This window comes from Celeribacter halophilus (assembly GCF_018860305.1).
Taxonomy (GTDB): domain Bacteria; phylum Pseudomonadota; class Alphaproteobacteria; order Rhodobacterales; family Rhodobacteraceae; genus Celeribacter; species Celeribacter halophilus_A.
In genome coordinates, this window is sequence record NZ_JAHKPE010000019.1 from 567,293 (window position 1) to 586,592 (window position 19,300).

Here is a 19,300-nt window from a genome sequence, read left to right on the forward strand (position 1 = left end):
TTTAACTCTTTCTGCGGCGCTTGAAATGGCTATTTCATCATTTCGGCAAATTTCCGCGAGGGGCTGCAGGAAACCGCCGATGGCAAGGGCGCTGTTTTAATGGTTTTTGTACCTTTGGGATGGATATTGTCCGGAATTCAGGGTCTGGAGTGAGGTTTTCGGGATGGAATTTCGGATTTTCCGTGAGTGTCGATATAAAATAAGCAGACGCGGAATGCGATGTGGTGCTCTTGCCTGAGTCGTTTTCCGGAGGGGCGTCCGAACGTGGCGCTATGTCGCATTGTGGTTGCGTCCGGTCATTTTCGGTGACCTTCAAGTTTGGCATGTAAACTGTCTCACTTTCGAAACAGAATCCGATCACTTTTTTCTCGCGGCGGCTGCTTTACCTGTGACTTCCTGCCGATATGCCCTAGGTGGTCGGACACGCCAATAATGCGCAGCTCCTTTACGGGGCTCGCGCCAGCTAACCGATCAAAAGGTTAAAAACATATGATCAAACGCATACTTACCGGCGGTGCCGCACTTGCAGTGCTGGGCATCGGCGGCTTCGCCATCTACGCTTGGCATCCTGCAATCGACGAGATTGCACCGCCCTCGGCAGACAGCTTTCCAGAAGCGCAGATCGAAAAGGGAAGGCAGCTTGCCTCCGCGGGCTATTGTGCCTCCTGTCATACAAGTTCCGATGGTGCGGCCTATGCCGGCAACTATCCGATGGAAACCGATTTCGGGACCATCTACTCGACGAACATCACACCGGACCCCGAAACAGGGATCGGGACGTGGTCTCTCGCCGCGTTCGAACGTGCGATGCGTGAAGGGATCGACCGCGACGGGGCGCATCTGTTCCCGGCGTTCCCCTTTGACCATTTCACGAAAATGACCGACGAGGATATCGCCGCGCTTTATGCCTATCTCATGAGTTCGGTTGAGCCTGTGAAGGCGACCCATACCGAAAACGACCTGCCGTTCCCGCTCAACCAGCGGTTTTTGCAGGCCGGTTGGAAAATGCTCTATTTTGACAAGGGGCAGTATGAGCCGGAGGCGGACAAGTCAGAGGCATGGAACCGTGGCGCCTATCTGGTTGAGGGTGTGACCCACTGTGGTGCATGCCACACGCCGCGCAACGCTTTCGGGGCGGAAATCGTCACGCAGCAATTTGCAGGCGCTGCGATTGACAACTGGATCGCGCCCGCACTGACCTCGGACAACCCGTCTGCGGTGGCGTGGAATAAAGATGCTTTCTTCCAGTATATGAAGACCGGCACCACCACCTATCAAGGTTCTGCTGCGGGTCCGATGGCTCCTGTGGTCCATGCCGGTCTCAAGGATTTGCCGGACGAGGATCTTCTCGCGATTGCGACCTATCTGGGCGATCAGGTTGGTGCAGACGATATGGCTCCGATGAGCAATCCGGCGGTCGAAATATCTCTGGCCGCAGGTGCGCCGCAAGCCGATTACCGCAAGGAAGAGGGTGAGCGGCTTTATGCAACCGCCTGTGCGGCCTGCCACTATAACTCTGTGCAAATCGCCGAAGGACGTCCCGATCTGGGCATCAACTCGGCCGTGCGTCTGGATGATCCGACCAACCTCGTTCATGTGATCCTTGATGGCGTTCATGCCGATCAGGGCATGGAAGGCGTTGTGATGCCGGGCTACCGCTCTGCGCTGGACGATCAGCAGATTGCATCCATTGCCGCCTATCTGCGTGACAGCCGGACGGACAAAGCCCCGTGGGTGGATTTGGAACAGACAGTAACCGAGATCCGCGCCCAAGGCGCTCTGGCGCATTGACGGGATCAGGAGAGATAGAATGACAAGTTTTACAATAAACGGCAAAGTGATCGAGGTGGATGTCGAAGACGACACGCCGCTTCTGTGGGTGATCCGCGATGAAATCGGCCTGCAAGGGACGAAATTCGGCTGCGGCATCGGGATGTGCGGGGCTTGCACCGTGCATGTCGGGGGACGTGCGACGCGCTCTTGTGTGACGCCGGTTTCCGCTGTCGCAGGGGCCGAGATCACTACGATCGAAGGGCTTGATCCTGAAGGCGCGCATCCCGTGCAAACCGCATGGCGCGAGCTGCGTGTTCCGCAATGTGGCTATTGCCAGTCAGGGCAGATCATGCAGGCCGCAGCGCTTTTGCAGGATATTCCCGAGCCGACGGATGATGACATCGACGCGGTGATGACCGGCAACCTGTGCCGCTGCATGACCTATACCCGTATTCGCGAAGCTGTCCGTGACGCGGCAACCGCTATGAAGGAGGCCGCATCCAATGGCTAAGCTCAAACTCCCGCCGCGTGGTGAAGCCACAGCCGAGATGACCCGTCGCGGGTTTCTTGTGTCCATGACCGCAGCCGGTGCCGCTTTCGGCTTTCCGCGTGCCGGTCTGGCCGCGATGGATCCGGCAGCGCCCGATGGCGTGCCTGCGTCTCCTGCTGGTGCCGTTTATGAACCCTCGCTCTGGTATGCGATTGATGCCGAGGGCAAGGTGAACGTCAACATCATCCGCGCCGAAATGGGGCAGCATGTCGGGACCGCTATTGCCCGTATTCTGGCCGACGAACTGGATGTGGCGTGGGAAGATGTCTCGATCACCCATGTCGACAGTGCCGCCAAATGGGGCCTGATGGTCACGGGCGGAAGCTGGTCCGTGTGGCAAAGCTGGCCGGTCTATCGTCAGGCGGGCGCAGCGGGGCGCATGGCTCTGATCGAAGCGGCTGCGGCCAAATGGGGTGTGTCCCCCTCCGAATGCACGACGCAGGACAGTCGCGTGATCTCCGGCGACCGCTCCGTCAGCTATGCCGAGCTTGTCTCCGAAGGTATCACCCGCAGCTTCACCGAAGACGAACTCAAGGCGCTCCCGCTCAAGCCCGCCTCCGAATTGCGTCTGGTGGGCAAGGATGTCACCGCGCTCGATATTGCCAACAAAACCACGGGCAAGACCGTATATGGCATTGATGCAAAGATCGACGGCATGGTCTATGCCGCACCGCTTCTGCCGCCGACGCGGATCGGCTCCACGGTGGTTTCGGTGGATGACAGCGCGGCGAAATCCGTGAAAGGTTATCTCCAGACGCTGACGCTGGATGATCCGTCCGGCACGGTGCCCGGCTGGGTGATGGTCATTGGCGAAACCTTCATGGCGGCACAACGGGCCGCTGATAAGGTCAAAGTCACATGGAAAGCCGGACCGACGGCTGATGTGGACGAGGCGCAAATTCAGGACCACGGGCGTGCCTTGATTGCCGATGAGAGCAAAGGCTCGATTCTGGACACAGGTAACAGCGACACCGCGCCGGTTTTCGAGGCGGCGGTCGACCAGATTTCGGCGGAATACACCACCTCTACCGTGCTGCACTTCCAGCTTGAGCCGCTTAACGCCACGGCGTTTCAAAACGAGGATGGGGTCTGGGAAATCCACACGGGCAACCAGTGGCAATCCCTGATCCTGCCGAGTTTGCAAGCGGCGCTTGGTGTGTCTGCGGACGAGATCGTCATGCGCACCTATATGTTGGGCGGCGGTTTCGGCCGGCGTCTGAACGGGGATTACGCCGTGCCTGTGGCACTTGCGTCCAAAGCACTGGGCGGCAAACCCGTCAAAATGGTGATGATGCGCCCCGAAGACGTGCTGTTTGACAGCCCGCGGTCTTCGTCGGTGCAGGCTTTGAAAATGGCTTTTGATGCGGATAACACCGTGATCGGGATGGAGCATCACGCCACGGCGGGTTGGCCGACCGAGGTCATGGTGCCGTCCTTCATGCCGAAGGGGACCAATGGTGAACCCTATGATCCCTTCGCCATTGCCGGTGCGGATCACTGGTATGCGGTTGGTGCGCAAAAGGTGCGGGCGATTTCCAATGATCTGGCGAACACGACCTTCCGTCCCGGTTGGTTGCGCTCGGTCGGACCGGGCTGGACGAACTGGGCGCTGGAAAGCTTCATGGATGAAGCGGCGCACAAGCTGGGCCGTGATCCGCTGGACTTCCGTCTGAGCCTGTTGACCGCAGAAGGCCGCAATGCGGGCTCTGCCCCCAACGCAGTCGGTGGCGCAAAGCGTCAGGCCGCTGTGCTGCAACGTGCCGCAGAACTGGCGGGCTGGGGGAGCGATCTTCCGGAGAACACCGGCATCGGGCTTGCGACCAGCTTCGGTCAGGAGCGCGACATGCCCACATGGGGAGCCTGTGCCGCGCGGGTCAAAGTGGATCGCGCAACCGGACAGGTCACGGTCGAAAAGCTTCATCTCGTGGTGGATGCCGGCATCATCGTCGATCCGGACGGTGCCTTGGCGCAAACTCAGGGGGCCGCGCTTTGGGGCCTCTCTATGGCGCTCTACGAGGGCACCGAAATCGAGGCCGGAAACGTGCGTGACCGCAACCTCGACACCTATACGCCGCTGCGCATGATCGATACGCCGGATATGGATGTGGAGTTCATCGAAAGCAGCGAAGTGCCTGTCGGGCTAGGGGAGCCTGCCACGACCGTGGTCGCGCCTGCCATCGGCAATGCGATCTACAACGCTGTTGGTGCGCGCCTGCGTCACCTGCCGATCACGCCCGAGGCCGTTCTGGCTGGCCTCAAGGCGTAAATGACTTTCCCGAAGGGGCGCGTGCAGCGTCTCTTCGGGATGCTCCGGATTTGACTGGGGTTGTATACTGACGTTATCAGAACGTGTATTGATATTGCCGGATTTCCGGCATCAAGCTTTACATTAATAATACCATGTAACGCATTATTAGGGCGTTGTTTTTAGGTCTTTCATTTCCCGATCAAACCTCTCCAGATCAGCAACCGTGTCTATGTCCAAAAAGGCCTGTGCGGGCAAAGTCAGGATTTGCGGCTCGGGCAAGGTTTGGATCACACGCCATGCGCCCTTATCGCCGGTTAAGGCCAAAAGCTCTGCAAAACGGGATGCGGGAAATACCGCAGGGGGCAATCTTTGGGTGTCGAAGCTGCTCGCCGCCGCGTCATGTCCTGCCATGTCGAACAGGTCGGCCATATGTGTCGCGGGCACAAAGGGCATGTCCGCGAGCGTGACAAGCACCTGCGTCGCACCACAGTCCTGTGCCGCCTTCAGCCCCCCGCGCAGGCTGTCGCTCTGCTGCGGTTGACCCTCCACGCGCAGCACGTCCAGCCCCGACGCCTGAGCAATCTCCGCGACAGCATCGCTGCGCACACAGGCAAAGCACCGATCCAGATCAAGCGAGGCCACGGTCTCGAAGGCATAGGAACACAAGGGCCGTCCATGCAGGGGGGCCAATAGCTTGTCCTCGGCCCCGAAACGCCGCGACTGTCCGGCGGCCAGAACAAGCCCGACTCGCATCAGTTCTGTCCTTGTGGGGTTTCACAAGATAGAACTTCGGCCAGCACCGACACGGCCAAGGTGCGCGGATCTCGGGTCGAGCGGATCAGGCCGATGGGCCCTTTGATCCGCGCCAGTTCGGCCTCACCCACACCTGCCGCGCGCAGCGTTTCAATCCGTGCATTCGCGGTGCGCAAACTGCCTTGTGCGCCGATGTAGAAAGCCGGAGAGGCAAGGATATTCAAGAGAATATCCGGCTCCCAGCTATGGTTGTGAAAAAACAGCGTCACCGCCGTATGCGCATCAATTGCAACGTCAGGGGGCAGGGTGGCTTGGGTGATGTGTCGCGTGTGCAGGCTCGGAATGGCATGCCGCGCCGCGTCCAGCGTGTCGCTGTCGGGGGAGACCAGAACCGCATCATATCTGGCGGAGGTTGCCATAGCGGCAAAGGCGGAGGCTTCCGTGCCTGCGCCCAGAACGACGAAACGGGTGTCCGGCAGGACATGCAGCGCAACACTTTGATCTTCTTCGCTTTCTACGGTTTCGATCCCGCCGTGCTCCATATCGAGGGACAGTGTGACGGGTTGCCGCTCTGAGATGCTTCGGGACACGGCGCGTAAGCGGGTGATGTCGTCAATGGGCAGGAGGAAAATATCCAACGACCCGCCGCAGGGCAGTTGAATATCCATAAAGGGTGATCCCTGACCGTAACGCAGTTTGCGCGGCTTGCGGTCCTTGAGCACCTGCGCCGCATGATGCGCGACATCCCCGTCGATACAGCCGGACGACAGCCCGCCGAAACAGGTGCCGTCCTCCATGACAAACATGCTCGCCCCGACCGGACGGAAGGACGGTCCGGCGGCCCCCCCGATCATGGCCAGCACACAGGCGGGCCTGTCTGATTGGGCGGCGCTTGTGGCATGGGTGAGGGCTTGCGAGAGCGGGAAGTCGAATGCGCGAATTGTAATCATGAGACGGGTTTAACGCGCCTGTGTTCGGGGGCAAGAGTTGGGTGGCATAATTGTCTGTGAACCGGCAGAAAACCCGTGACCTCGTGGCAGAGAATGCCCGAGTTTGCGGCAGTTGGAGAGGCGATTTCTTAACGCTTGCACAAGAAATCCCTTTGAACACAGGGGATGGCCGCATATGTCGGCCCTCGTGCGCCTGCCGTCTGCGATCTTGTGAGTACGGCGGGGGCGAAACCAAATGAGCAGGCGAGTTGAGCGGGGCGAGCGCGGATGATTGATACGGATTGGGCATTTCACCGGTATGAAAGCGTTCGGGCGGTCTTGCCGGAGGCGGAGTTTGCACAGCAATCGCGTGCGGGGCACAGTCTGGCCGATACGGTCGAGGATTTCGACGCCTATATTCTGGATGCTTTCGGGGTGCTCAATCGCGGCGAAACTGCCATAGCCGGTGCGGTCGAGCGCATGGCCGATCTACGGGCGGCGGGCAAGCGACTGGTGGTTCTCACCAACGCGGCCAGCTATACTCGTCAGGCGGTCTTGGCGAAATATCATCGGCTGGGCTTTGACTTTTCCGCCTCTGAGGTGGTGTCGAGCCGTGACGTGGCTTTCGCGGCTCTGCCGCAGTTGGCGGGCGGAAAGGTCTGGGCCGCCGCCGCCGCTGAAGGTGACGATTTCAACGATGCGGATGACGCGGCGCGGATCGAGCATCTGGCGGAGCATCCGGAGCTTTTGCACAGCGCAGGGGGATTTCTCCTGCTGTCCAGTGCGCGCTGGTCCCAATCGGATACGGAGGCTTTGACACAGGCGCTTCTGGCGCGGCCAAGGCCGTTGGTTGTGGCCAATCCCGATCTTGTCGCCCCGCGTGAGGAGGGCTTGTCCTTCGAGCCGGGGTTGGTTGCCCATGATGTCACCGAGCGGACCGGTCAAAAGGCGGCGTTTTTTGGCAAGCCCTTCGGCAATGCGTTTGACACGGCTTTAGCGCGGCTCAAGGACGTGCCCCGTCACCGTATCGCGATGGTGGGCGATACGTTGCATACGGATGTTCTGGGCGGGGCAAGTGCGGGGATTGGCACGATTCTGATCACCGACCACGGGTTGTTCCGTGGTCATGACGTGGCGCTCTATATTTCCCGAAGTGGAATCCGACCCGACTGGATCGTTGCGACGACCTGAGGTCTGTTGCGGTGAAGCGGCGGGGGAGGTTGTTTGGCGTCTACGACAAAGGGGCACCCGAAAGGATGCCCCCGTTGCTTTGGTTCCGGATCGGATCAGCCTGCGATCGAGGCGGCGTGGATGCTGTCCACGGCGGCTTGCAGGGTGGCGTCAAATTCCGCGTCTGACTGTTTGGCGTTCAGCCCTTCGGACAGTGCGCGGGAGAAAGAGGCGATGATGCCGGTGTTTTTCGACAAAAGCGCATTGGCTTCATCGCGGCGGTAGCCACCGGACAGCGCCACGACTTTCAACACACGCGGGTGATCGACCAGCGGCTTGTAGAAATTCGGCTCGCTCGGCAGGGAGAGCTTCAGCATCACCTGTTTGCTGTCGTCCATCGCATCGAGATGTTTGAGGATCTCGTCGCGCAGGATGGCTTCGGCCTCGGCCTTGTCCGCGATGGTGATGGTCACTTCCGGCTCAAGGATCGGCATGAGACCGGCCTTGATCACCTGTTCACCGATTTCGAATTGCTGGTCCACAATGGCTTTGATGCCTTGCGCATTGGCGGCATTGATGACCGAGCGCTCCTTGGTGCCGAAAACCTTGAGCTTGGCGGCACGGGCCAGAAGGTCGTCGAGACCGGGGATCGGTTTCATCAGTTGAACGCCATTGGCTTCGGCGTCCAGACCCTTGTCGATTTTGAGGAACGGCACGATGCCTTTTTCTTCCCACAAAAACAGGGAGGTCGGCTTGCCGCCCACTTCGCGGTCCATGGTCATTTCGAAAAGGATTGCGCCAATGACCTTGTCGCCGGTGAAAGCGGGCGACTGCATGATGCGCGAGCGCATGGCGTGGACCATGTCGAACATTTCGGCCTCGCCCGAATATTCGCTCTCATCCACGCCGTAGAGTTTGAGCGCCTTGGGCGTCGAGCCGCCCGATTGGTCTAGTGCTGCGATAAAGCCTTGGCCTTCGCCCATTTTGGCGGTCATTTCCTGAATAGACATCTCATTCCTCTTTTGGCTCAAATCGTCCCTCGGCAGCGAGGGCTTTGGGGATTTCACAACCGAGTTACCTTGCCCGGCGCGTGCTCGCAATCTTGGTAGCGCTCACGGGTTGCAATGAGTTCAGATTACGCGACTTATGCAGGCAAAGGATTGATCCAGAGCAAGGGGGCCGCGCATATCCGGTATACGCGACAGGGGGGGCGTGAGGGTGGCAAAGAAAAGGCCCGCCGGAGGAGCGGGCCTGTGAGTGTTTTCCTGTAAGTGTTTGTGTGTGTGCGTTGAACCGCGCGTGCGAAAGGCGTTAGCCGAGGGCGACCACGCCGGGCAATTCCTTGCCTTCCATCCATTCGAGGAAGGCTCCGCCCGCCGTCGAGATATAGGTGAAATCCTTGGCATGGCCGGAGGCATTGATCGCCGAGACCGTGTCGCCACCGCCCGCGACGGAGACCAAGGCGCCTGCATTGGTCTGTTCCGCAATTTTTTCGAGCATGGCAAAGGTGCCCGCGCCGAAAGGTTCCAGTTCGAAGACCCCCAAAGGTCCGTTCATGATGACGGTTTTGGCGTCGTCCAGAATCTCGTTGATCCGCGCCACGGATTTCGGGCCGGCATCAAAGATCATCGCGTCTTCGGGACATTCGATCACCGGAAGGACTTCATTGGCAGCATTGGCTTTGAATTCGCGCGCCACGACCACATCGATGGGCAGAACGATCTCGCAACCGGCCTCGTCGGCTTTCTTGATGATCTCGCGTGCCGTGTCGGCCAGATCGTGTTCGCACAGGGATTTGCCCACATCCACGCCCTCTGCGGCGAGGAATGTGTTGGCCATGCCGCCACCGATGACAAGGTAATCGACCTTGCGCACGAGATTGCCCAGCAGATCAAGCTTGGTCGAGACTTTCGCACCGCCCACAACGGCCACGACCGGACGGGTGGGGGTGGAAAGCGCAGCTTCAAGCGCGGAAAGCTCGGCCTGCATCAAACGCCCTGCGCAGGAGGGCAGGAGCTTGGCCACGCCCTCGGTCGAGCCGTGGGCACGGTGCGCGGCGGAGAAGGCGTCATTGACATAGACATCGCCAAGCGCGGCCAGTGAGGCGGCGAATTGCCCGTCATTGTCGGTCTCGCCCTTGTGGAAACGGGTGTTTTCCAAAAGCAGAACCTCGCCCGGTTGCAAAGCTGCCACGGCCTCTTTCGCGGGGCTGCCGATACAATCGGTCGCAAATTTGACCGGCACGCCGAGAACCTCGGCCACGGTGTCCTTGATCAGTCCGAGGCTCATCTCCGGCACAACCTGTCCCTTGGGACGCCCGAAATGCGCCAGAAGAACCGGCTTGCCGCCTTTGGCAAGAATGTCGTCGATCGTGGGCTTGATCCGTTCGATCCGGGTGGCGTCGGTCACTTTGCCATCGGCCACGGGCACGTTGATGTCCACACGGGTCAGCACCACTTTGCCGGAGAGCTCCATATCATCGAGGGTTTTCCAAGCCATAGCAATCGGTCCTTTCAGGGAGGGTTTGGCATCTTACCCTTGTTTGACCTCTCCTCACCGCTTCGTCAACAGGCGTGAGGACGCATCAGGGCCAATCCGCGCGGATGCTGCGAGATCGCCCTTTCCCTTACCGGTGGGGCACATTAAACTGGGCAAAATTTCGACCCTTTTTATGACCCCGAGGAGGCAGTCATGGCCGACATCAAAGATCCCGAAAACACAATCATCCTCACGCTGGAAAGCGGCGAAGTTGTGATCGAACTCATGCCCGACATCGCGCCGAAACATTGCGAGCGGATGAAGGAACTGGCCCGCGCAGGTGCCTATGACGGGGTTGTATTCCACCGCGTGATCGACGGGTTCATGGCGCAGACCGGTGATGTGAAATTCGGCAACCAGAACAAGGACTTCGAATTGCGTCGTGCAGGCACGGGCGGCTCCGACCTGCCGAATGTTCCGGCGGAATTTTCGGGCATCCCGCATGATCGCGGCACCATCGGCGCGGCGCGGTCGCAAAACCCCGATTCCGCCAATTCGCAGTTCTTCATCAACTTCTCCGACAACCATTTCCTGAACCGCCAGTATACGGTCTACGGGCGTGTGATCTCCGGAATGGAGCATGTGGACAAGATCACCCGCGGTGAACCGCCGATGTATCCTGATGCGATGATCTCCATGAAGGTGGCTGCCGATGTTGCGTAAAACGCTGACACTGATTGCTGCGCTGGCGGCGGCTCCGGCCTTTGCCGCGGGGCTTGATATCGAGGTCAAAGGCGAGGCCAATGGCACCGTGCATATCGACCTTTTCGAGGACGTGGCCCCGGGCCATGTTGAGCAGATCACCAAACTCGCAAGTGAAGGCGCTTATGACAATGTCGTCTTTCACCGTGTGATTGACGGGTTCATGGCCCAGACGGGTGATGTGCAATATGGCAAGATGGGCGCGGCGGAGTTCTCCATGCAGATGGCCGGACGCGGCGGCTCTTCCGAGCCGGATCTGAAAGCCGAGTTTTCCGATCAGCCCTTTGATGCCGGTGTCGTCGGTATGGCGCGGAGCCAGAATCCGGATTCGGCCAACAGCCAGTTCTTCATCATGTTTGCCCCCGCACCGCATCTGAACGGCCAGTATACGGTCGTCGGCAAGGTCACCGAGGGCATGGATGTGGTCAATGCGATCAAACGCGGCACGGGGCCCAATGGCGCTGTGATCGGTGAGCCGGATGTGATGGCGAAAGTTTCTGTCACGGACTGAGCTTCGCACGAGGCTTGAGGCTATTCATAAAGAAAGGGCGCTTTGGAGCGCCCTTTTTGCTGTCCGTCTAACGCATTGTGTGCGTTTTAGAATTCAAAGCGCAGCGCGGCGGAGGCCAGCCCGTCCCCTGCGCCATATCCGCCGGAGACATCCAGAGAGGTCTCCCCGCGCAGATAGATATTCGCGCCCACAAGGGCCAGCCCGTCTTCCGGTTCCTCGAAGGGCACGGAGACCAGCTCTGTCATGGAAATCGTGTTCGTGAGCGGATGGCGATAGGCCAGTTCCATCGCGGCAGGGGCGTCATTGGCCTCGTTGTAAGACAGCGTGCCGGACATTTCGCCGGCCCCGAGCATGTAACGGCCTTGCAGCTTGGCATTGGCATCGGAACTGTCACCATCGACATATTCAAGTGCGGCTTCCACGCGCCAGTCTCCCATGTGCCAACCGCCGCCAAGCCCCAGAACCGCCGTGTCATAGTCATCGACGTAATGGAGGGAGGTGGCCATGTCGCTGCGCTGATAGCTGGCACCTGCGGGCAGGTAGTTGTCCTGTGTGATGGTCCCGTCTGTCAGGCGGCTGTAACCGGTATCGGTGCGCTGTAAGGCTTCGGTCAGCATCACATCGGACAGGAGCGGGCGCGCGAACTGGTCGTAGGCGGGGCGGGGATTGCCGATTTCATAGCGTGTAGAGCCAAGGCTGTAGCTTAGCGCGGCATAGGTTTCATGCTCCCGCCCCAAGGTGCCGAAAGCCCCGAAGCTGAGGCCCAAACCGTCCCAGTTGGTCCGCCATGTGCCGTCGCCACCAAACCAGAGGTCTTCGCTCTCAACCGTCGAGGTGCCAAGCGCAATCCAGCCGTCGCCGGTGAGCCATGGCTCGGCGTGCAGGGCGGGGGCGGTTCCTGTCAAAAGGAGTGTGAGGAGGGCGAGTCGTTTCATATCAGCGTATTTTGCAGAAAAGTCGGGAAAAAATCCATGACACAAATATCACAAAACCGCGCAGTTAAAGCGTTTCTCGTTTAATCCGAATCAGATTGAGCGAAAAGCGTTTCCACACTGCATTGATGTTGCTGCGCTTCTCAAAAATTGAGTGCCTCAAGTTTTTGAGAAACGCTTTAATGCGCGACTTTGTTTCATCTCGGATCAGGATCAGTCTTTACAGACCACCAAGGCATGGCGTTTTTTGCCCGCCGAGAGCTTCATCGGCTCTTTGAGCATCTCCGGCGTGACCAGCAGGCCCGCATCCTTGTGGTCCGCGTCATTCACCTTGGCCCCGCCATCGGCAAAGAGGCGTTTTGCTGCCTTGCCGCTGTCGGCGAGACCGGATTTGACGAACAGCTGAACGATAGAGATGCCGTCACCAATGTCGGAGGCGGAGAGTTCAACGGTCGGAAGGTCATCGCCCACGCCGCCTTTCTCGAAGACCTCGCGCGCTGTGGCTTCGGCGGCTTTGGCCGCTTCGGCCCCATGCAGCAGCGTGGTGACTTCATTGGCGAGAATGATCTTTGCTTCGTTGATCTCGGAGCCTTCCAGCGCGCCCAGACGGTCGCATTCCTCCACCGGAAGCTCTGTGTAGAGCTTGAGGAAACGGCCTGTGTCGGCATCCGTGGTGTTGCGCCAGAACTGCCAGAATTCGTAAGGGCTAAGCATGTCCGCATTGAGCCAGATGGCTCCGCCCTGACTTTTGCCCATCTTGCGCCCGTCCGATGTGGTCAGCAGCGGCGTTGTCAGCCCGTAGATTTCATTGTCCAGCACGCGGCGCGTCAGGTCGATCCCGTTGACGATATTGCCCCACTGATCTGAGCCGCCCATCTGCAACAGACAGCCGTAGCGGCGGTTCAGTTCCAAAAAGTCATAGGCCTGAAGAATCATGTAGTTGAATTCGAGGAAGGAGAGCGATTGCTCGCGATCCAGCCGTGATTTCACGGATTCAAAGGACAGCATCCGGTTGACGGAGAAATACCGCCCGATGTCGCGCAGGAAATCGAGGTAGTTCAATTCGTCGAGCCATTCGGCATTGTTGCGCATCAACGCGCCGTTGGCGTCGTCCTTGTAGTCGAGATAGCGGGCAAAGACCTTTTGCATCCCGTCTATGTTGTCGTCGATTTGCGCGGGCGACAAAAGCGGGCGCTCGTCGGAGCGGAAGGACGGATCGCCCACTTTCGTGGTGCCGCCGCCCATGAGGGTAATCGGCTTGTTGCCGGTTTTCTGGAACCAGCGCAGCAGCATGATGTTGAGCAAATGCCCGACATGCAGGGATTTTGCCGTGGCATCATAGCCGATATAGGCGGTGACCATCCCTTTGTTCAGGGCTTCGTCGAGCTCTTGCAGATTGGTGCAATCCGCAAGGAAACCGCGTTCGATGATCACGCGGAGAAAGTCCGATTTGGGATGGTATGTCATCTGTCACATTTTCCGTTCAAAGGGTCAGCGCAGCCTGATATATCGGGGCGAGCACCAAAGGGAAAGAGTGTGATGAGCGGTAAGAGTAAGACAGCGCCGATTTGGGTCGCTGGATGTATGTCCGGAACATCTCTGGACGGGGTGGATGTGGCGCTGTTGAAAACCGACGGCGTGAGTGTCTGCGGTTTTGGCGATACGGCGTTTCGGGCCTATAGCGAGGCTGAACAGGCCATGTTTCGCGCCGAGCTTGGGACATGGCAGGCCTCCGAGCCTTTGACGGAACTTATCGAGACCGCCCATGCCGAGGCCTTGTCTGAACTGGACGGGTTCGAGTTGATCGGCTTTCACGGTCAGACTCTGGCCCATGCGCCACATGAACGACGGACCTATCAGGCCGGCGACGGGTCGGTTCTGGCCGAAGTGACATCTGTGCCCGTGGTCTGGGATTTCCGCTCGACGGATGTGGAAATGGGCGGGCAGGGTGCCCCCTTGGCGCCGTTCTATCACCATGCGCTTGCGCGCTATATCGGAGCTACGGGGCCAGTTGCCTTTCTCAACCTTGGCGGCGTGGGCAATCTCACATGGGTGGACCCGCGTGTTGCAGACCCTGCCGCGCCGGATGCCTTGCTGGCCTTCGACACGGGGCCTGCCAATGCGCCGGTCAATGACCTGATGCGCGCACGGCGGGGGGAGAGCTATGATCGGGATGGCGCTCTGGCCGCCGCAGGTCAGCCGGATATGGAGGTTGTCGCCAAGGGGCTGGATCATTCATTTTTCTACAAAATGCCGCCCAAATCACTGGACAGAAACGATTTTCATGATGTTCTGGACGCGGTGTCAGGCCTGTCCGACGCCGATGCTGCCGCGACGCTGACCGCTTTTGCTGCCGCCTCGGTGGCGCGTGCGATGGAACATTGCCCCACCGCACCCGTTGCGCTCTATGTCACAGGGGGCGGGCGACATAATGCAACGCTCATGGCCATGATTGCCGCAGGCGTGGATTGCCCCGTCGCGCCTGTCGAAGAGGTGGGTCTGGATGGCGATATGCTGGAGGCGCAGGCCTTTGCCTATCTCGCTGTGCGTGTCCTGCGGGGACTGCCGACCTCGTCTCCGTCCACCACCGGTGTGCGTGCGGCCATTGGCGGCGGGCGTGTGTCTCGTCCGACAGCCTGAAGCTGACCTTTCGCCATTTGTGGTAAGTGGTTTGTCCGGAAGATTTGCTGGCAATCCGCAAGGGACGTTCGGGCGTCAAAGCGGATGGCAGATCAATGGCGACTGGCAAAGTGGGAGAGGAACCGAAACCGGGAGAGTGCGTGATGCAGGACCCCCGGTCTCTTCTCACTCGGTAAAACGGGAACATATGCTGACAGCATTCCCCCCCCGATACTGATTAACACCCCCAGCTTAACCTAACGTCAGTTTGGCGCTAGTGCGGAAAACCTTACCATTGGCCCCGCTTTACGGGGAAAGGCGCGAGAGTTTTCCCCGTAAATGCGCAGAAATAGCGAGTTTTTCACTTTTCGGGGCAGAAAGTCAGCTCTCAGACGGAATCTCGAACCCTGCAGGAGCCAGTTCGAATCCCTCGAACCGGAACCCCGGAGACACTGTGCAGCCGACCAAAGTCCAGTCTCCGGTGCTGCGGGCCGCCTGCCAATGGCCTGTGGGGGCAATCGCTTGCGGGTTCTCTCCGGCTTGCAGATCGGGTCCGAGGGTCACGGCGCGGGCAGGCCCCTTGTCTGTTTCGGCAATGGAAAGCACCAGCGGCGCGCCAGCGTAGTAGTGCCAGATTTCGGTCGCATCAACGCGATGCCAGTGGCTGCGCTCTCCGGCTTTGAGCAGGAAGTAGATGCAGGTGCCCGCAGGACGCTGGTCGCCGGAGGCGTCTGCCACCCATGTCTGGCGGTAATGCCCGCCTTCTGGATGGGGCGCGAGGTTCAGATGGGCGATGATTTCGTCTGCGGTCATATCGGTCATGAGGTCTCCTTTTCGCGCGAGGTGACAAGCCACATGGCACAAAGCGCCCCCGCCGCGTTGAACACCAGATCAAGACCGGTGTTGATATAGCCGCCGACATTCGTGTCTGGGAGCATCAGCACGGCGGTGAATTCGATGACCTCGTTGAGCGCGCCCAAGCCCATCGCGCCCAGAACCGGCAGGACAAAAGCGGTTTTCGTGCCTTTCAGAACGGGAAAGCTGTGGGTCATGATGTGCCACAACAGCCATGCCGAGACGCCGAAGCCGTAGAAATGCACCACTTGGTCGTATTTCAGAAGGCTCATCTCCCCGTCGCTGAGGATCGGGACCAGTTGCAACGTGTAGAGCACCGACCCGTTCACAGGCACGCCGCCACCCGCCATATGCATCAGCCCCCAAAGCGAGAGCGCCCATAACAGGCGCGGCGGGTACTCCGCTTTGCGCAGGCTGATGGCGATGAGCCCCACCAGAACGAGCAGGGTTGCGACATAGAAGATAAATTCGAAATTCCCGATGGCAAAGAACCACAGGGCAAAGCCGATGACATAGGCGGCGGTGAAAAGACCGACACGCTGCTCTGCGGGGGTGATCCGGCTCATTATGGTCTCCTCTTTTGCGCGACATGCGGGCGGGCGATTACCCGATCAACGGGATATGCGGCGCGGCGCTTTTGGGGAGGGCACCGGCCACGCGCGGATCATCCATCACCTCGATGGCGCGCCCGTAGGGGGTGAAACCCGACCGGATATAGAAGGGCAGCGCCTGCGGGCTGTCCAGCGTGCAGGTGTGCACGAACAGGCGTTTGATGTCATGCGCAAAGGCCTTGTCCAGCGCCTGTTCCATCAACCACCGCCCGGTGCCGCCGCCGATCAGGCTCTCATGCAGCCCGAAAAACGCCAGTTCCGTGTTCTCGGCATCGCGGAAATCCAGTTCCAGAATCCCGAGATCAACACCGCCTTTGCGCACCGAATAGACCTCCACATCCGGATGGGTGAGGATCGCTGCAAGCGCGGCCTCCTCCATGTAGAGCCGTGAAAACCAGAGCCAGTCCTCGCCCACACGACGATAGAGCGCCCGATACCAGTCGAGATCAGGGGCCTCGTGACGAACCAGCGTCAACTCCGGCTGCTCCGGCGCAGGACGCGGGGCGGGGCGGGTGAACATTTCGAGATAGGTGACAACAGCGGCGAGCTTGCCCGCCGGCAACTCATGGATGCCGTCAGGAAGCGGCGCGGGGAGGGGCGTGGTGTTGGTCATGTCGGGAGATTAGTCAGAATGGTCGGGGAAAGAAAAGAACTTGTTCTTGGTGGAGAATATTGGGTTTAACAAAAAGCCCCGCCAAAATGGCAGGGCTTTCCAGTTTCGGTCAAGCGGGCAGAGCCGCCGCCTGTCTTACTTTTTCAGGATCGACGTTCCGGCATATTCCGCCGTTGCGCCCAGTTGTTCCTCGATGCGGATCAGCTGGTTGTATTTTGCCATACGGTCAGAGCGCGACATGGAGCCGGTTTTGATCTGGCCGCAGTTGGTGGCGACTGCGAGATCGGCAATCGTGGCGTCTTCGGTTTCGCCGGAGCGGTGCGACATCACGTTGGTGTAGCGCGCGCGGTGGGCCATATCGACGGCTTTGAGGGTCTCGGAGAGCGAGCCGATCTGGTTCACCTTGACGAGCATGGAGTTGGCCACGCCTTGCTCGATGCCGGAGGCCAGACGCTCGGGGTTGGTCACGAAGAGGTCGTCGCCCACAAGCTGCACCTTGTCGCCGAGTTTCTCGGTCAGGAGTTTCCAACCGGCCCAGTCGTCTTCGGCCATGCCGTCTTCGATCGAGATGATCGGGTAGTCGTTGCACAGGGCGACGAGGTAGTCGGCGTTTTCCTCGGAGGTGAGCGATTTGCCTTCGCCCTTCATCTCGTATTTGCCGCCTTCGAAATATTCGGTCGAGGCGCAGTCGAGCGCGAGGAAGATGTCTTCGCCCGGTTTGTAACCGGCTTTCTCGATGGATTTCAGCACGAAGTCCAGCGCCTCGCGGGTGGACGAGATGTTCGGGGCAAAGCCGCCTTCGTCACCGATGCCGGTGTTGTAGCCTGCAGCGGAGAGTTCTTTTTTCAGCGTATGGAACACTTCGGAGCCCATACGGATCGCTTCTTTCACATTCGATGCCGAGACGGGCATGATCATGAATTCCTGAAAGTCGATCGGGTTGTCGGCATGTTCGCCGCCGTTGATGATATTCATCATCGGCACGGGGAGAATGCGGGCGCTGGAGCCGCCGACATAGCGGTAAAGCGGCAGGGCGGAGTAATCGGCAGCGGCTTTGGCTGCGGCCAGCGAAACGCCGAGAATGGCGTTGGCGCCGAGGCGGCCTTTGTTAGGGGTGCCGTCGAGTTCGATCATCACGGCGTCGAGGGCTTCCTGTTCGGTGGCGTCCATGCCGACGAGGGCTTCACAGATTTCACCGTTCACGGCGGCGACGGCTTCGAGCACGCCTTTGCCCATGTAGCGGGATTTGTCCCCGTCACGCTTTTCGACGGCTTCATGTGCGCCGGTGGATGCGCCGGAGGGCACGGCCGCGCGGCCCATGGTGCCGTCTTCCAGAATGACGTCCACTTCCACGGTCGGATTGCCGCGGCTGTCGAGAATTTCACGGCCGATGATGTCGATGATGGTGCTCATGGCTTTACGTCCCTTTGCAAAGTTAGATTGGCGGGCCAGTCAAAGGCTTGATACCAGCCGGGGCGGTCAGGTCAACAACCCATACGCTAACAGTGCGCAGAACAGTTGTTTCAGCCCCGGACCGATTGCCGCGCCAGCTTGCGTTCGCGCAAAAACGTGTAGAGGCCGGAGGCAATGATGACGGCCGAGCCGAGATAGGTCATCAGGTCGGGCCGTTCGCCAAAGACCAGCATGCCGCCGATCATGGTAAAGACGAGGCGGGTGTAGCGGAACGGGGTGACCGCTGACGCATCCCCCAGACGCATTCCGGCTACGATGAGCGTATAGCCCAGCACACCGGAGGCGATGGCCATGCCGGTCATGGCGAGTAGCGGCAGGGTGAAGGGCAGGGGGCTGCTATCTGAGAGCCAAAGCGCCAGAGTGGCGGCGGGGACTATGGCCAGGAAGGCTTGAAACGAGACGACAGAGGAGGGCACCGCCGCATCCATGACCCGCGTCATCAGGTCACGGGTGGCCACGGCGGCTACAGTGACCAGAACCCAGAGCACTTGTGGATCAAATGCCGAGAGACCGGGCCGGATGATCATTAGAACGCCGACAAATCCTACGGCAATCGCGCTCCAGCGACGCCAGCCGACACGTTCACCCAGAAAGAGGGCCGCCCCCAGTGTGACGACGAGGGGCATGGACTGGAACACCGCGCCGACCGTGGAAATATCGACCAGTGAAAGCGCGGTGACAAAAGAGATCGAGGCGACCGCTTCGGTCGAGGCGCGCAACAGGATCACGGGCCGCCAGTTGCGCGGCACAAAGATTGCATCCCTCCGCACAAGGGCCCAGGTCAGAAAGGTCAGCGTGCCGCCGATGGAAACCGCCAGAAGCACCTGAGTGACCGGCAGGAAGCCGGAGAGATATTTGACAAACATATCCTCCACGGTGAAAAATGCCATGGAGCCGATGATCATGAAAATGGCGCGCAAATTGTACATGGATTGTCCGCACTGTTTTTTAGCAGACCTATCCTTGCCCGCCGTGGTCCGGCAAGTCTTGTGACAAGAGCAAAGACGCAGACGGGGGAGCGCG

General features: G+C 59.7%; 18 protein-coding genes. 7 read left to right on the plus strand and 11 right to left on the minus strand.

All coding sequences use genetic code 11. The features are described from left to right. The first annotated feature begins 489 nt into the window (after positions 1-489). The 3 genes from KO492_RS07080 to KO492_RS07090 are packed head-to-tail and all read left to right on the plus strand — an operon-like array spanning position 490 to position 4,589. Positions 490-1,791, plus strand: a complete 1,302-nt coding sequence (locus KO492_RS07080) for a cytochrome c (RefSeq protein ID WP_216044292.1) — start codon at positions 490-492, stop codon at positions 1,789-1,791. 19 nt (positions 1,792-1,810) lie between these two features. Then, positions 1,811-2,284, plus strand: a complete 474-nt coding sequence (locus KO492_RS07085) for a (2Fe-2S)-binding protein (RefSeq protein WP_066604851.1) — start codon at positions 1,811-1,813, stop codon at positions 2,282-2,284. Beyond that, on the plus strand, positions 2,277-4,589 hold the full coding sequence (locus KO492_RS07090; protein WP_252735359.1) for a xanthine dehydrogenase family protein molybdopterin-binding subunit: 2,313 nt from the start codon (positions 2,277-2,279) through the stop codon (positions 4,587-4,589). Before KO492_RS07085 ends, KO492_RS07090 begins: the two co-directional genes overlap by 8 nt. 147 nt (positions 4,590-4,736) lie before the next feature. Here the strand turns inward: KO492_RS07090 and KO492_RS07095 are convergent, their stop codons facing one another. Continuing rightward, positions 4,737-5,324, minus strand: a complete 588-nt coding sequence (locus KO492_RS07095) for a nucleotidyltransferase family protein (RefSeq protein ID WP_216044293.1) — start codon at positions 5,322-5,324, stop codon at positions 4,737-4,739. Continuing rightward, positions 5,324-6,274 carry an XdhC family protein gene (locus tag KO492_RS07100; RefSeq protein ID WP_216044294.1) on the minus strand — a complete coding sequence of 317 codons (951 nt, stop codon included), beginning with the start codon at positions 6,272-6,274 and terminating at the stop codon, positions 5,324-5,326. Before KO492_RS07100 ends, KO492_RS07095 begins: the two co-directional genes overlap by 1 nt. 267 nt (positions 6,275-6,541) lie before the next feature. Between KO492_RS07100 and KO492_RS07105 the strand changes: the two genes are divergently transcribed. Then, entirely contained in the window at positions 6,542-7,444 is a 903-nt protein-coding gene (locus tag KO492_RS07105) for a TIGR01459 family HAD-type hydrolase (RefSeq protein WP_216044295.1), read from the plus strand. Between the two features lie 95 nt (positions 7,445-7,539). Here KO492_RS07105 and KO492_RS07110 read toward each other — a convergent pair whose 3' ends face one another. Both KO492_RS07110 and KO492_RS07115 read right to left on the minus strand, forming a co-directional pair. Then, positions 7,540-8,433, minus strand: a complete 894-nt coding sequence (locus KO492_RS07110) for a fructose bisphosphate aldolase (protein WP_216044296.1) — start codon at positions 8,431-8,433, stop codon at positions 7,540-7,542. 301 nt (positions 8,434-8,734) lie between these two features. Continuing rightward, the gene (locus KO492_RS07115; RefSeq protein ID WP_216044297.1) at positions 8,735-9,922 is read right to left on the minus strand and encodes a phosphoglycerate kinase; all 1,188 of its coding nucleotides are present in this window, start codon (positions 9,920-9,922) and stop codon (positions 8,735-8,737) included. Between the two features lie 192 nt (positions 9,923-10,114). On the opposite strand from KO492_RS07115, the gene KO492_RS07120 reads away from it, so the two are divergent. Both KO492_RS07120 and KO492_RS07125 read left to right on the plus strand, forming a co-directional pair. After that, positions 10,115-10,624, plus strand: a complete 510-nt coding sequence (locus KO492_RS07120; RefSeq protein WP_216044298.1) for a peptidylprolyl isomerase — start codon at positions 10,115-10,117, stop codon at positions 10,622-10,624. Further along, on the plus strand, positions 10,614-11,174 hold the full coding sequence (locus tag KO492_RS07125) for a peptidylprolyl isomerase (RefSeq protein ID WP_216044299.1): 561 nt from the start codon (positions 10,614-10,616) through the stop codon (positions 11,172-11,174). Before KO492_RS07120 ends, KO492_RS07125 begins: the two co-directional genes overlap by 11 nt. 86 nt (positions 11,175-11,260) lie before the next feature. On the opposite strand, the gene KO492_RS07130 is transcribed toward KO492_RS07125, so the two are convergent. After that, on the minus strand, positions 11,261-12,109 hold the full coding sequence (locus KO492_RS07130; RefSeq protein ID WP_216044300.1) for a hypothetical protein: 849 nt from the start codon (positions 12,107-12,109) through the stop codon (positions 11,261-11,263). Between the two features lie 210 nt (positions 12,110-12,319). Next, positions 12,320-13,573 (minus strand): tyrosine--tRNA ligase, encoded by a 1,254-nt coding sequence (gene tyrS, locus KO492_RS07135; protein ID WP_252735361.1) that lies wholly within the window; start codon positions 13,571-13,573, stop codon positions 12,320-12,322. A gap of 72 nt (positions 13,574-13,645) precedes the next feature. Here tyrS and KO492_RS07140 point away from each other — a divergent pair, with 72 nt between their 5' ends. Continuing rightward, on the plus strand, positions 13,646-14,746 hold the full coding sequence (locus KO492_RS07140; protein ID WP_252735363.1) for an anhydro-N-acetylmuramic acid kinase: 1,101 nt from the start codon (positions 13,646-13,648) through the stop codon (positions 14,744-14,746). 360 nt (positions 14,747-15,106) lie between these two features. Here KO492_RS07140 and KO492_RS07145 read toward each other — a convergent pair whose 3' ends face one another. The 5 genes from KO492_RS07145 to KO492_RS07165 form a co-directional block, all read right to left on the minus strand. After that, the gene (locus KO492_RS07145) at positions 15,107-15,538 is read right to left on the minus strand and encodes a cupin domain-containing protein (protein WP_216044358.1); all 432 of its coding nucleotides are present in this window, start codon (positions 15,536-15,538) and stop codon (positions 15,107-15,109) included. A 5-nt stretch (positions 15,539-15,543) separates the two neighbouring features. Next, complete coding sequence (locus KO492_RS07150) at positions 15,544-16,146, minus strand: DUF2238 domain-containing protein (protein ID WP_216044302.1); 603 nt, start codon at positions 16,144-16,146, stop codon at positions 15,544-15,546. A 37-nt stretch (positions 16,147-16,183) separates the two neighbouring features. Further along, entirely contained in the window at positions 16,184-16,804 is a 621-nt protein-coding gene (locus KO492_RS07155) for a GNAT family N-acetyltransferase (RefSeq protein ID WP_216044303.1), read from the minus strand. Between the two features lie 135 nt (positions 16,805-16,939). Continuing rightward, on the minus strand, positions 16,940-18,217 hold the full coding sequence (gene eno / locus KO492_RS07160; RefSeq protein WP_066604821.1) for a phosphopyruvate hydratase: 1,278 nt from the start codon (positions 18,215-18,217) through the stop codon (positions 16,940-16,942). A gap of 110 nt (positions 18,218-18,327) precedes the next feature. Then, positions 18,328-19,206 (minus strand): DMT family transporter, encoded by an 879-nt coding sequence (locus KO492_RS07165; RefSeq protein WP_216044304.1) that lies wholly within the window; start codon positions 19,204-19,206, stop codon positions 18,328-18,330. Between the last annotated feature and the right edge of the window lie 94 nt (positions 19,207-19,300).